This is a genomic window from Kribbella sp. NPDC004875 (assembly GCF_042873375.1).
Classification (GTDB): Bacteria; Actinomycetota; Actinomycetes; order Propionibacteriales; family Kribbellaceae; genus Kribbella.
On the sequence record NZ_JBIALI010000005.1, the window covers coordinates 490,371 to 503,974 of the forward strand.

The following is a 13,604-nucleotide window of genomic DNA, read 5'->3' on the forward strand; positions in this document are numbered from 1 at the left end:
GCGATGGTCGGCAGACAGGGATCCCGGTACCGGTTGGTCCGGGAGACGGGGAGAGCGGCGGAAGCACCGGTCCTGGACACCGATCAGCAGGCGGTCGTCAACCATCCCGGCGGGCCGCTGCTGGTCCTCGCCGGGCCGGGGACGGGCAAGACGACGACGTTGGTGGAAGCCGTCGTCGACCGGGTTCGCCACCGCGGCCTGAGCCCGGACCAGGTGCTGGTGCTGACGTTCGGCCGGAAGGCGGCGACCGAGCTCCGGGACCGCATCACCGGCCGGCTCGGGCGGACGACCCGGGTGATGCCGTCGATGACCTTCCATTCCTTCTGCTACGCGTTGTTGCGCCGATTCACGCCGGCGGACGCGTTCGACGTACCACTGCGGTTGCCGTCCGGGCCGGAGCAGTCGCTGCGGTTGAGCGAGGCGTTGTCCGGGAGCCGTGAGGTCGGTGCGGTGCACTGGCCGGGCAGTCTGCATCCGGCGCTGAAGACACGCGGGTTCACCGATGAGGTGCAGGCGGTGATCGGCAAGGCGCGGCAGTTGGGACTCGACCCGGAGGACCTGTCCGCGATCGGCCGGTCGGCGGACCGGGCCGAGTGGGTCGCGGTCGGCGACTTCTTCGAGGAGTACCTGCAGGTGCTCGATGCCGAGCAGGTGCTGGACTACTCCGAGCTGATCCATCGCGCGGTGATCCTGGCGCAGCAGCCGGCGGTCCAGGACAAGCTGCGGGCCGAGTTCAAAGCGGTGTTCGTGGACGAGTACCAGGACACCGATCCAGGGCAGACGAAACTGCTGCAGGCGATCGCCGGCGACGGCCGCGACCTGGTCGTGGTCGGCGACCCGGACCAGTCGATCTACACATTCCGCGGCGCCGACGTCCGCGGCCTGCTCCGCTTCACCGAGGAATTCAAGGCATCCGACGGCTCCGAGGCGGCCCAGATCGCCCTGGGTACGACGCGACGCTTCGGCAGCACGCTGCAACGCGTCTCACGCAACGTGGTCAACCGCCTCGGCGTCCCCGGAACGCTGGACCGGGACACGTTCGACCGCTTCCGGAACCCCGATGCGTCCTCGTGTGTGTTCGGTCCCGGGAAGGTCGAGGCGAACCTCTACTCGACCAGTGGCGCCGAACTCGAGCACATCGCGGACCTGCTGCGGCGGGCGCATGTCCAGGACGGCATCGGGTGGAACGAGATGGCGGTCCTGGTTCGGTCCGGCAGCCGCTCGATCCCGCCGCTGCGACGGGCGCTGGCCGCGGCCGGCATCCCGGTGGACGTCGCCGGTGACGAGTTGCCGTTGTCGCGGGAGCCCGCTGTACGGCCGATGTTGCTGGCGTTGCGGGCGGTGGCCGATCCGGAGACGTTGACCGTTGAGGTGGTCCGGGCGTTGGCGTTGTCGCCGCTCGGAGCGATGGATGCGGGGCAGTTGCGGCGGCTTGCCCGGGTGCTGCGGCGGCGGGACCGGGACGCGGCAGGCGGTCAACGGTTGCCGCGGTCGTCGGACGAGCTGCTGCGGGAAGCGCTGATGAACCCGTTGCTGCTCGACGAGCAGGCGTCGCCGGCCGAGGCACGGTTCGCTGCGCTCGGCGAGCGGTTGCTCAAGGCAAGGAACATCGTGACCGCGGGCGCGGCGCCGGACGAGGTGATGTGGTCGCTGTGGTCGGATTCGCCGTGGTTACGGCGGTTGCGCGGCCAGGCGCACTCCGGAGGCGAGCCGGCCCGCGCGGCGAACCGGGACCTGGATTCGCTCTGCGCGTTGTTCGATGCGGCGGGCCGGGCCGAGGAGCAGGTCGGGTTCAAGGGCGTGTCGGCGTTCCTGTCGGAGCTGGAATCGCTCGACATCGCGGCCGACAACCGCTTCGACGGGACGTACCGCGAGGCCGGCGTACAGCTGATGACGGCGCACCGGTCGAAAGGGCTGCAGTGGCGGCTCGTCGTCGTGGCGTCGGTTCAGGAAGGACAGTGGCCCGACTTACGGCGCCGCGGCTCGTTGCTGGAGCCGGACCGGTTGGGTCCGGACGGGCTGATCGATCCGTTGTCGGCCGGTGCGTTGCTGGCCGAGGAGAGACGGTTGTTCTACGTCGCGATCACCCGGGCCCGGGAACGGCTGATCGTGACCGCCGTCCAGGCGCCCGAGGCCGACGGTGACCAACCGTCCCGATTCCTCGCCGAGCTCGACATTCCTTTGAAACTGGTCGCCGGGCGACCGCGACGGCCGTTGTCGCTGCCCGGTCTGGTGGCCGATCTGCGCTGCGTGCTGGCCGATCCCGCCTCGTCCCCGGCGCTGAAGCGAGCGGCGGCGGACCGGTTGGCATTGCTGGCCGATGCCGTCGACGACCGCGAGTATCCACTCGTGCCCACAGCCGACCCGTCCCGCTGGTGGGGTGTGCGCGAGCGGACCGAGTCCGTGAAACCCATCGCGGATCCCGAGCAGCCCGTGCCGCTGTCCGGGAGTGCGTTGACGACCATCGTCGACTGCCCGCTGCGCTGGTTCCTGACCCGCCGGGCCGGCGGCGAGACCCCGAGTACGTCGGCGATCGGGTTCGGCATGGTGCTGCACACGTTGGCGGACGCGGTCGCGACCGGGACGCTGCCGCCGTCGGTCGACGAGCTGAACGGCTGGCTGGACAAGGTGTGGACGCAACTCGAGTTCGAATCCGCCTGGATCTCGGACCGGGAGCGCGGCGAGGCCGAGCAGGCGTTGCGCCGGTTCGTCGCGTGGCACCAGGGACGGCCGGATCGCACGCTGGTCGGGACCGAGGTCGACTTCGACGTACTGCTGCCGGACGAGGAGAACCCCGCGGTGCGGGTCAAGGGCCGGATGGACCGGGTGGAGAAGGATCCCGAGGGGACGATCCGGGTGGTCGACCTGAAGACCGGCCGGACGATCCCGACGAAGCCGGCGCTGGAGCGGCACGTGCAGCTCGCGATCTATCAACGCGCGATCGCCTCGCGGCAGATGAAGAAGCTCGGTGAGGACGCGGTCGCCGGTGGCGCCGAGCTGGTGCAGCTCCGTCATGACGACAACGGCGGGTTCCCGAAGGTGCAGCACCAGGGGCCGCTGGAGACGGACGACGAAGGCCGCACGTGGCTGGACGAGGCGGTCGACGATGCCGAGTCGATGATCCGCAGCGAGAACATCACCGCCCAGCGAAACGACGGCTGCGGCCGCTGCGAGGCGCGGGCCCTGTGTCCCATCCAGCCCGAGGGGCGGGAAATCGTCTGATGCCTGCACAGTTGAGATCCACTGCTGACCTGTGCGATCTGCTGGGAATCCCGTTCTCCGATCAGCAGCTGGCCGCCATCACGGCGCCGTTGGCTCCTGGCGTGATCGTCGCGGGCGCCGGCTCCGGGAAGACCACCGCGATGGCTGCCCGGGTGGTGTGGCTGATCTGCACCGGGCAGGTGAAGCCGGAGGAAGTGCTCGGGCTGACGTTCACGAAGAAGGCGGCCAACGAGCTCGACGTGCGAATCCGCGAGGACCTGACGAAGGCCGGCGTACTCGGGTCGACGCTGCCGACGGACCAGCACCCGATCCTCGCGGCCCACCTGCGCAGCAACGTCCCGAACTGGGAGCCCGAGGAGCCGGGCGAGCCCGTCGTCTCGACGTACCACGCGTTCGCCGGCACGTTGATCGCCGAGCACGGCCTCCGACTCGGTCTCGAGCCCGACTCGCGAGTGCTCGCCGACGCGACCCGCTTCCAGCTCGCAGGCCGAGTGGTACGCCGTTCCGCGGGCCCGATCCGCTTCGCCTCGCACCACGTGCCGACGCTCGTCAACAGTCTGCTCGCGCTCGACGGTGAGCTCGCCGACCACCTGCTCCGCCCGGACGACATCCGCGACCACGACGACGCCGTACGGCAGGAGGTCGCCGCGGCGCGCAAGCAGACCGTGGAGGTCCGCAAGCTCGCGGAGACCTCGTTGAAGCGCGGCGAGATCCTGCAGCTCGTCGAGGAGTACCAGGCGTACAAGGGGGAGCGCGGCGTCGTCGACTTCGCGGACCAGATGGCGCTCGGCGCGCGGCTCGCGGAGGAGTGCCCGGAAGTCGCCGCGGTCGAGCGCGCGCGGTACAAGGTCGTGCTGCTCGACGAGTACCAGGACACGTCGGTGTCGCAGCGCCGGATGCTGACCGCGCTCTTCGCCGCGGGTGACGGTCGCGGCCATCCGGTCACCGCGGTCGGCGACCCGTGCCAGGCGATCTACGGCTGGCGCGGTGCATCGGTCGCGAACCTCGACGAGTTCCCGGAACACTTCCCGCAGGCCGACGGCGCTCCGGCGCAGCGGTACGTGCTCAGTGTCAACCGCCGCTGTGGAAGCCGCATCCTCGCGGCCGCCAACCAGCACGCGGCGGAGTTGTACGAACAGCACCCCGGCGTGATCCCGCTCGAGGCCCCTGCGAACGCTCCCGAGGGCGCGATCACGGTCGGCCTGTTCGAGACGCGGTCGGAGGAGATCGAGTGGGTCGCCGACGCGATCGTCGCCGCGCACCAGACCCGGAACCGCCGGTGGAAGGACATCGGCATCCTGATGCGGACCAACGTCGACCTCAGCGCGGTCCACGAGGCGCTGATCGCGCGGAAGGTCCCGGTCGAGGTCGTCGGTCTCGGTGGGCTGCTCGCGCTGCCCGAGGTCGTCGACGTGGTCGCGACCCTGCAGGCCGTCAACGACCTGACCGCGAACGCGGCGATGCTGCGGATCCTCACCGGCCCGCGGTACCGGATCGGTCACCGCGACCTCGCACTGCTCGCCAACCGAGCCCGCGCGCTGGCCGACGCGGGGGAGCGCCCGGCCGCCGACGACCTGGTCGCCGCGCTGGACGCCGCCGTGGCGGGGATGGACTCGACCGAGGTGATCTCGCTCGCCGAGGCCGTCGACGACCCGGGAGTTGCGGCATACGCGCCGGAAGCCCTGGTGCGCTTCAAGGAGCTGTCGGTCGAGCTTCGTGAGCTGCGCGGGCATGCGGGGGAGCCGCTGCTCGATCTGGTCCGCCGGGTGATCAGCACGATCGGTCTGGACGTCGAGCTGACCGCGACCCCCGACCACGTCGACGCCGGCCGCCGCGATCACCTGGCAGCGTTCCTCGATGCCGTGGGCAACTTCGTCTCGACCGAGTCGGACGGGTCGCTCGACGGCCTGCTCGCGTATCTTGCGGCCGAGGAGGAGTACGCCGCCGGCCTCGACCTCGCCGTACCGAGTGAGGCGGACTCGGTGAAGCTGCTCACCACGCACCGGTCGAAGGGTCTGGAGTGGCCGGTCGTGTTCGTGCCGACGCTGGTGTCGAAGGTGTTCCCGTCCGATCGCGGGCGGGACAAGTGGACGACGAACGCCAAGGTCCTGCCCTGGCCGCTGCGCGGCGACGCCGACACGCTGCCCGACATCCACGACCTGTCGAACGCAGGCCTGAAGGTCTTCGCCGACGAGTGCAAGGACATGAACGCGCTCGAGGAACGCCGCCTCGGGTACGTCGCTTTCACTCGCGCGAAGGACTTGCTGGTCGCGACCGGACATTGGTGGGGCCCGACGCAGAAGCGCCCGCGCGGCCCGTCGTCGTACCTCGAGACGTTGAAGAAGCACGCCGGGGAGCGCGTGATCGCCTGGGCCGAGCAACCGGAGCTGACCGCGGAGAACCCGGAGCTCGCCGAGCAGACGCAGGCGGCGTGGCCGACGCCGTACGACATGGAGTCGTACCAGCGGCGGCTGGACTCGGCAGCGCTGGTGCAACTGTCGCGTACGGAGGGCCCGTCGGTCGAGGCCGAGGAGTCATTGCTGCTCGACGAGCAGGCAACGGTCGCGCGCTGGGACTCCGAGATCGAGCGTTTGTTGTCCGAGGCAAGGGAAAGTCGCAGCCGGAAGGCGTACGACGTGACGCTGCCGGCGGCACTGTCCGCGACGCAGGTGATGCGGCTCGCGAAGGATCCCGACGGTCTCGCCGCTGAGCTTGCCCGTCCGATGCCGCGCAAACCCAACCGGGCCGCGCGCTTCGGCACGCGCTTCCACGCCTGGGTGGAGAGCTATTTCGGTCAGCAATTGCTGCTCGATCCGGACGATCTCCCGGGGGCGGCCGACGAGGACATCGTCGACGACACGGACCTGACGGACCTGATGGATGCGTTCCGCGACGGCCCGTTCGGCGAAACCACGCCGTACGAGATCGAGGCGCCGTTCGCCCTCTCACTCGAGGGCAGGGTCATCCGCGGCCGCATCGACGCGGTCTACCAGGTGGTGCGCCCGGACGGTTCCCGCGGCTACGACGTCATCGACTGGAAAACCACCCGCGGCGAAACCGCAGATCCGCTCCAGTTGGCGATCTACCGCGTCGCCTGGTCGGAACTCCTCAACATCCCCCTCACCCACATCACCGCCGGCTTCTACTACGTCCGCACCGGCGACATAGTCCGCCCGGACAACCTCCCCGACAAACAACAGCTGACGAGAATCCTGAACGGGTAGACGGGAGGTTCAGAAGGGCGGTGGGGGCGCGTCGCGTGGCGTCGGGTCGTGTGGCGTTGGGTCGTGCCGCGTTGGGTCGGGTGGCGTTGGCACCTGTCCGGTGATCGGACCGCGTGCCGGTGGGACGGTGGTGTAACGGTGACCGGTGGGGGACACGAGAGTGACGGAGCCGTCGGGATGATTGGTGGTTGACCAGCCCCACTCGGGGGTGTCCTTGATGACATGGTGGTACTCGCAGTAGGGCGCGAGCCCCGACAGGCTGGTCCGGCCGGACCGAGCAAAAGGCGTGCCGTGGTCTCGGTCGCACTCGCGTGCGGATCGGTTGCACCCTGGCCAGGCGCACGTTGGATGGCGCGCGAGGAGTGTCTCGCTCACCAGGGCGCCAGGATCATGACGCGTGGTGGACGCTTCGAGCACCGCACCGTTCATCGGGTCGGTCAACAGTCTTCGCCAGGTACCGTCGGCGGCTATCCGGCGCGCCACCTCCGCCGGAATCGGGCCGTATCCGGTCAGTTCGGCGGGGTCGTCGTCGAGGCCGAGCAGGGTGCCGGCCGCTACGACCACTTCGATGTGCGGTCGGCGGCGATGCCGGTCGGGAAGCCGACGACCGAGCCAGTCGAGCCCGTTGTGCAGAACATGCTCGAAGAGATCCGCGACCACGTCGGCCCGCCGCTGCTCCGCGGACCGCTTGTCCGGGATGCCGGACACCTCCGGTGGGACTGAAGCACGCGGAGCGACTGACACATCCGAGGCATTCGAGGCATTCGAGGCAGCCGAGGCAGCCGGCGCGTCTGGGGCGTCCGGCGCATTCGGGGCGTCCGGGGCATCCGGGGCGGCCGAGGCAGCCGGCGCGTCCGGGGCGTCTGGGGTCTTTGATGGCTCGTCTCGCTTGGCCAGATCGGCGATGGCCTGTACGGCGATCCACATCTGCTGGATCTTGTCGGCGGTGTGGACGATCCACAGTCCCGCCATGCCGCCCGAGAGCGGCACGATCTTGCAGGTGCGGTCCTTGACCGCGTCCGTGTGTTCGGCGGCCTCGGTTTCGGCTGCGTGCTTGGCGACCTGGGTTCGCAGGGATCTGCGGAGGTTCGCGTGGGTCTGGGAGGCGGCGCGACGGAGTACATGAGACTCGACTGCCTGGGCGGATGCGTCCGGCAACGAGCGGGTCGCGTCCGAGATCGACAGCGCCTTGGACCACGTCAGCGCGCCGGTCTTCAAGGCCGTATGCGTCGAGGTCAACGGTCCGGTCAGCCGCAGAGCGGTGTCGATGTGCCGCGATGCGGTGTCCGTCGACAACCGCAACGCGGCACCGATCTCGGCTGCCCAGGAGCGTTCGGGGTCAATCGGCCTTCCCGTGGACGTCATCTGATCGGGTCTCGGGCACTCCGCGACCTGAGCTTTGCGCTGCCGGTAGAACGAGGCGATCGCGGCCGCCTTGATCGACTCCGCCCACGCAGCCATCCGCGCGGCGGCCTTCATCAACTCGATGAGCGCGACCGGTGATTCTTCCTGCGGGCGCACTGGCTCAAGAGCAGCGGCGAGGCGGGCGCCTGGTGGCAGGAAAGCCCAGTTCGGCGCCTTGCGGCGCAGCATCAGCCGCTCCGCCTCGTCCTGATCGGCACCCGCCCACAACTCCCACTCGAGATCGTCGACAGCTGACATCGGTGGAAAGACGGCGTACAGATCCTCCTCGGAGAGCAGCGCCGGACCGTCGGCGTTGTCGGGATCGTAGAGGTCGCCAGGCGGCTCCAAGTTGGGCATCTGAGGCGGCGTTGCTGCGAGGTGACGATTCGCAGGCGTGGCTGCGTTGCCGGAGAAGCTCTGCGCTTCCGGAGATCGTGACACCACCGCGACTGTCGTCATGTGACGATATTAGAACATGTGTTCGCTTTAACTCAAATCCAGCGAATCTCGGCTAGGTCAGCGCCGCCGGGGTGAGGGTGATGGGGAACGGGCTGGTGGTGTGGAAGGTCTCCTCTGCCTGAATCACGGCTTGGCAGGTGTAGCCGGTCGGGGTGAGTTCGAGGATGGTGAGTTCCCGGTTCTCTGGGTCGAGAAGCCAGTACGAAGGGATCTGGTGGGTCTCGAACAGGGCTCGTTTGTGGACCACGTCGGTGGTTCGGGTGGCGGGGGAGAGGACCTCGACCGCTAACAGGGGCGGCTGGGTGACGGGGGCGTCGCGGTGGCGGACGAGGAGGTCAGGGCGGAGGGTCGTGTGCGGTGTGGGGCGGAAGGAGATCGAGCCCACGGCGACCATCAGGTCGGGTGGGCAGGCGTGTTTCAGGAGCACCATCAGCGCTACGACGGCCGCGTGATGGGCTGGTGGTTGGACGCCGGTGATGAGTAGACGGCCGTCGATCACCTCGTATCTTCGCCCGTCGCGAGTGGCTTCGAGAGTTGTCACCGCACCAGCGTGACGGAAAGCCGCGGACGGCGGGTTTAGTTATCCACAGGCCAGCGGGTTCTGCAGGGTGCCGACGAACTGCAGCGAGCCGGCAACGTCGCTCAGGTCGACCATCTGCTGGTTGTTCCGCAACTGCAGCCGATTCAGGCAGGACAGTGCGAACGACGGCGCGAAGACGTCGTATTTCGCGAACGCCTCAGCGAGCTCTGGTGTCGCCGACTGATAGTCGCGGATTGACGACGCGACCACCGACCAGAACTCCTCCGGCGTCAGCAGACCCTCGCGATCGAGCAGCGGCGACAGGAACCGGAAGATGCAGTCGAAGACATCGGTGAAGATCGACAACAGCTTCTCGTCGTCCGGAACCTCTGCGCGCACCCGCTCGGCCTCCGCCGGGATCGGTGTCGACGGGCTCAGTACGGCGATCTCCTCGGCGATGTCCTTCATGATCACCCGGATCGGGATGGCGTCCCGCAGTACCAGGATCAGGTTCTCGCCGTGCGGCATGTACACCAGCTCGTAGGCGTAGAAGCTGTGCAGCAACGGGATCAGGTACGCGTCGACGTACGCGCGCAGCCAGTCGGCCGGTGCCAGGCCGGACGCGCGGATCAAGGCTGCAGCGAGTGAATCGCCATGCCGGTCGACGTGCAGCAGCGACGCCATCGTTGCCAGCCGCTCACCGTGCTCCAAATGGGGAACCGGGCTCTCTCGCCAGAGCGCCGAGAGCATCTTCCGGTACGGCGAGGCTTTGTCCGTCGCGCTCTCGTAATAGTGATTGTGATACCCGGCCGCCGCGATCTCGCGCAGGACCGCGAACCCGTACCGCTTCAGCACCACGTCGTTCTCGACGATCGAGTGCACCCAGTCGTTGATCGCCGGCGTCGCGGCCATGTACGACGGCGACAGGCCGCGCATGAACCCCATGTTCAGCACCGACAACGCCGTCTTCACGTAGCAGCGCGACGGCGTCGAGCGGTTGAAGAACGTCCGGATCGACTGCTGCGGCTGATACACGTCAGCCGTCGAGCCGACGAGGATGATGTGCCGCTGCGCGATGTCCGCCGCGAACGTGATCGACGTCTTGTTCTCCCACTGCCACGGATGCACGGGCAAGTAGACGTAATCCGCCGGATCGGCGCCCACGGCAACAATCTCGGCGGCGAAGCGCTCCAGCACCTCGTCACCGAGCTCGGCCCGGAGCAACTCGGCGAAATCCACCGTAGAACTGTGAGCCACGGTGGTCCGGTCCCGCCGCGTCGCGATCCAGGTCAGCGCGACTCCGGCCCCCGTCTCCGGTGCAAAGGCCCGATAGTCGGCGACCCCGAACCCGAGCCGCCCGTTGTTGGCGACGAAGCACGGGTGCCCCTCGGTCATCGCGGCCTCGATGGTCTGGAAGTCCGCGGTGACCAGATCGCCCGCGGTAAGATCCGGCCTCGAAAGCTTGTACGCCGCCGACGCCAGCGTGCTACTGATCTCCTCGAGGTACACCGGCAGCATCTCGCGCCCGATCCCGAGCTGCTCGTGGAACTCGGTGATGAATTCCAGCGCGTCGATCGGACCACCGTCGGCGCGGGAGATGTCGCCGATGTCCCAGTGGTTCAACGGATAACGCCGCGCGCTGAACCGGTACCGCCCGACGACGTACTCGTCGCCCTCGGCAACAGGTTCGAGGATACGCTCGTGGGTGAACTCGGCCAGCGCCTTCCGAACCAGCGCGTGGTTCACGACGGCCCAGGCTTCGGGATTCAGGTGCTCCGGATTCAAGTGCTCGGGGTTCAGGTGCTCGATCATCAGCCTGCCTCGTTCATCCGGAGCGCGTCCGCGTACTGGTCGCGCGTGCAGAAGCTCAGCCAGGCCTGCTTGTCCGGCAGGTGTACGACGCTGTGCTTGCGGAACCCCATCCGTTCGTTCAGCGCCTGGATCTTCCCGTTCCGTACGTCGGGCTCGACCACGACCCGATCGACCAGCGGATCGCTGAAGAGGCTGTCCATGATCGTCTCGAACACGGTCGCGGTGAACCCGGCGATCGGTGTGACGGGCGGTCCGACCAGCACGTGCATCCCGATGTCGCCCGGCGCCACGTCGTACACCTGGCCGACGGCGTCGTACGCCGGCTCGTACCGCTCCATCAGGAACGCCGGCCGCCCGTCGTGCTCGCCGAGGAACGCGTGGTGGTGCGTACTCCGCTCGATGCGCAGGTACTCCGCGTGCACGTCGGCGACGGAGGCGGCCAGCAGCCCCCAGTACTGCGCGTACGGCTGGGTGACCCAGTTGTGCAGCGTGCTCACGTCCTCGGCGACGTCGAACGGCCGCAGGCTGAGGGTGCCGAGGCCGGGGACGAGCCGCCGGTACGTCGGCTCGGGCAGTGCTCTGGTCATGGCGGACTCCGCTGTCGAGGTGGGCGATCCTGTTAGCTAAGGCTTACCTTACTAAAGGCTTGCCGGCCCGAAGAGATGGGTCCGTAGGCTGACACTCCGGGTCGCCCGCGGGGTGGATGCATCCAGGCACCGGTCCTGCCTACGTTGGTGTCATGTTGATCGCCGAGGACCTGTTGCTGCTGCTGTACGACGACGAGACCGGCAAGCCGATCGCGGGCTCGCCCGGCCTGGACTACGCGCTGGCCGGCGCGGTGCTGATCGAGCTGACGCTGAGCCGCAAGCTCGACATCAATGACCGCGGCCGCCTGGAGGTTCTCGACGGCGCCCCGACGGGAGACCCGATTTTGGACGAACGGCTGTCGTATGTCGCCAGCAAGCCGGGTAAGAAGCCGAAGGACCAGGTCGGTGCGCTGTCGAAGCGGCTCCGTGACCAGTTGCTGGCGCGGCTCGCCGACCGTGGGGTGCTCGAGGCGGATCAGGGCAAGGTGCTCGGACTCTTCCCCGTGAAGCGTTGGCCGGCCAAGGACGCGCGCCACGAGGAAGAGGTGCGCGCCAAGCTCGAGAGCGTCCTCAAGGTCGGTACGACGCCGGACGAGCGCACCGGTGCGCTGATCGCACTGCTGAGCGCGCTGAACGTCGTACCGAAGGTCGTCACCGATGCTGTGGACAAGCGGGCGCTGAAGCAGCGGGCGAAGGAGATCGCGGAGTCCGACTGGGCGGCCGCCGCGGTGAAGAAGGCTGTCACCGAGATGCAGGCGGCGATCACCGCGGCGATCGTGGTGGCGGCGTCCGCGGGTGCGTCATCCGGCGGCTAGCCGGGCCTTGATCTCCGGCTTGACCACCTTGCCGACCTTCGAGCGCGGCAGGTCGGGCCAGATCAGGACGTCCTTCGGTGCCTTCACACTGCCGATCCGGGCCTTGGCGAACGCGATCAGCTCGCCCGGATCGACGGCGATCCCCGGCTGGAGCTGGACGACGGCGACGACCCGCTCGCCCCACTTCTCGTCCGGCTGCCCGATCACCGCGCAGTCCTGGACCGCGACATGTGCCATCAGGGCCTGCTCGACCTCGGTGGAGTACACGTTGAAGCCGCCGGTGATGATCATGTCCTTCGCCCGGTCGACGATGTAGAGGTAGTTCTCGTCGTCGAGGTACCCGATGTCGCCGGTGTGGTGCCAGCCGTGCGCCGAAGCCGCCGCGGTGGCCTCGGCGTTCTCGTAGTACCCCTTCATCACCAGCGATCCGCGGACCACGATCTCGCCGCGTTCACCGTGCGGCAGCAAGGCGCCGTCCGCGCCCATGATCGCCACCGTGACGAGGGGGGACGGCCGTCCCGCGGAAGACAGCCGTCCCCGGGCGATGTTGCCGCCGGGATCGAAGTGTGCGGCGGGCGGCAACATCGAGATCATCATCGGGGCCTCGGTCTGGCCGAACAGCTGGGCCATCACCGGGCCGATCCGCTGCAGCGCCTCCTCGAGCCGGGCGACCGACATCGGCGCGGCGCCGTACCAGAAGCAGCGCAGCGACGACAGGTTCGTGGAGTCCAGCTCGGGCGCTGCCAGCACCATGTAGATCAGCGTCGGCGGCAGGAACGTGTGGGTGACCCGGTGGCGGGGGATCAGCTCGAGGAACGCGTGGACGTCGGGAGCTCGCATGATCACGATCTCGCCGCCGGACGCGAGCACCGGGAAGCACAGCACGCCGGCCGCATGGGTCAACGGCGCGAGCGCGAGATAGACCGGCCGGTCGCCGAACGGGTACCCCATCAAGGTCAGCGCGGTCATCGTCTCGAGGTTGGCGTTGGTCAGCATCACCCCCTTCGGCCGCCCGGTCGTCCCGCCGGTCCCCACGATCATCGCCAGGTCGCCGGGATCGGTCAGATCAGGGGCCGGCTGGGACGCGCCCCCGCAGAACGCGTCCCAGCCGACGATTCTCCGGCCAACAGGGTGGGGGGTGAGGCCGGAGGTCTCGGGCTCCGCGTCGAGACAGACGAAGGTGTGCACCTTCGGCAGCGCGTCGCGGATGCGGTCCACCAGCGGCGCGAACGCCGCCTGGTAGATCAGTACTTCACAGTCGAACTGGTCGAGCAGCTCACGGTTCTCGGCGGCTTCGTTGCGCGGGTTGATCGGGCACCAGATCGCGCCGGCCCGGCTGATCCCGAAGACGCAGCTGAACGCCACCGGGTCGTTCGCGGACAGGATCGCGACCTTGCCGCCCGGCCGGACGCCGGTCGCCGCCAGCGCGCCCGCGATCCGGTACGAGAGCCGCTGAACCTCGGCGTACGAGAGGGACTCGCCGTCCGTGGTCAGGCAGACCGTGTCCGGGCCGAGCGAGGCTCCCTTGTCGAGGTAATCGACCAGTCGCACAGCCGGCTCC

Annotated in this window: 8 protein-coding genes; 3 read left to right on the plus strand and 5 right to left on the minus strand. The window is 68.7% G+C overall.

The window, feature by feature from the left end; translation table 11 throughout:
* The first annotated feature begins 3 nt into the window (after window positions 1-3).
* Both ACFYRH_RS28885 and ACFYRH_RS28890 read left to right on the plus strand, forming a co-directional pair.
* Window positions 4-3,222, plus strand: coding sequence for an ATP-dependent helicase (locus ACFYRH_RS28885; protein ID WP_387781932.1), 3,219 nt, complete (start codon window positions 4-6; stop codon window positions 3,220-3,222).
* Complete coding sequence (locus ACFYRH_RS28890) at window positions 3,222-6,446, plus strand: UvrD-helicase domain-containing protein (RefSeq protein WP_387781934.1); 3,225 nt, start codon at window positions 3,222-3,224, stop codon at window positions 6,444-6,446. Before ACFYRH_RS28885 ends, ACFYRH_RS28890 begins: the two co-directional genes overlap by 1 nt.
* Before the next feature lie 9 nt (window positions 6,447-6,455).
* On the opposite strand, the gene ACFYRH_RS28895 is transcribed toward ACFYRH_RS28890, so the two are convergent.
* The 4 genes from ACFYRH_RS28895 to ACFYRH_RS28910 form a co-directional block, all read right to left on the minus strand.
* A complete protein-coding gene (locus ACFYRH_RS28895) occupies window positions 6,456-8,207 on the minus strand; it encodes a DUF222 domain-containing protein (RefSeq protein WP_387781936.1) in 1,752 nt (583 codons plus the stop codon).
* 154 nt (window positions 8,208-8,361) lie between these two features.
* Window positions 8,362-8,850, minus strand: coding sequence for a Uma2 family endonuclease (locus ACFYRH_RS28900; RefSeq protein ID WP_387781938.1), 489 nt, complete (start codon window positions 8,848-8,850; stop codon window positions 8,362-8,364).
* Window positions 8,851-8,889: 39 nt separating this feature from the next.
* On the minus strand, window positions 8,890-10,641 hold the full coding sequence (locus ACFYRH_RS28905) for an IucA/IucC family protein (protein WP_387781940.1): 1,752 nt from the start codon (window positions 10,639-10,641) through the stop codon (window positions 8,890-8,892).
* Window positions 10,641-11,228, minus strand: a complete 588-nt coding sequence (locus ACFYRH_RS28910) for a GNAT family N-acetyltransferase (RefSeq protein WP_387781942.1) — start codon at window positions 11,226-11,228, stop codon at window positions 10,641-10,643. The genes ACFYRH_RS28905 and ACFYRH_RS28910 overlap by 1 nt, the downstream gene beginning before the upstream one ends.
* Before the next feature lie 152 nt (window positions 11,229-11,380).
* On the opposite strand from ACFYRH_RS28910, the gene ACFYRH_RS28915 reads away from it, so the two are divergent.
* A complete protein-coding gene (locus tag ACFYRH_RS28915; protein WP_387781944.1) occupies window positions 11,381-12,043 on the plus strand; it encodes a GPP34 family phosphoprotein in 663 nt (220 codons plus the stop codon).
* Here the strand turns inward: ACFYRH_RS28915 and ACFYRH_RS28920 are convergent.
* The gene (locus ACFYRH_RS28920) at window positions 12,029-13,594 is read right to left on the minus strand and encodes an AMP-binding protein (protein ID WP_387781946.1); all 1,566 of its coding nucleotides are present in this window, start codon (window positions 13,592-13,594) and stop codon (window positions 12,029-12,031) included. The two genes, ACFYRH_RS28915 and ACFYRH_RS28920, sit on opposite strands and share 15 nt — an antisense overlap.
* Window positions 13,595-13,604: the final 10 nt, after the last annotated feature.

What these genes read in the sequence shown, in the direction of transcription:
- ACFYRH_RS28910 (WP_387781942.1), bottom strand. Translation starts at nt 11,228, where the DNA reads ATGACCAGAGCACTGCCCGAGCCGACGTACCGGCGGCTCGTCCCCGGC.
- ACFYRH_RS28905 (WP_387781940.1), bottom strand. Translation starts at nt 10,641, where the DNA reads ATGATCGAGCACCTGAACCCCGAGCACTTGAATCCGGAGCACCTGAAT.
- ACFYRH_RS28885 (WP_387781932.1), top strand. Translation starts at nt 4, where the DNA reads ATGGTCGGCAGACAGGGATCCCGGTACCGGTTGGTCCGGGAGACGGGG.
- ACFYRH_RS28915 (WP_387781944.1), top strand. Translation starts at nt 11,381, where the DNA reads ATGTTGATCGCCGAGGACCTGTTGCTGCTGCTGTACGACGACGAGACC.
- ACFYRH_RS28890 (WP_387781934.1), top strand. Translation starts at nt 3,222, where the DNA reads ATGCCTGCACAGTTGAGATCCACTGCTGACCTGTGCGATCTGCTGGGA.
- ACFYRH_RS28895 (WP_387781936.1), bottom strand. Translation starts at nt 8,207, where the DNA reads ATGCCCAACTTGGAGCCGCCTGGCGACCTCTACGATCCCGACAACGCC.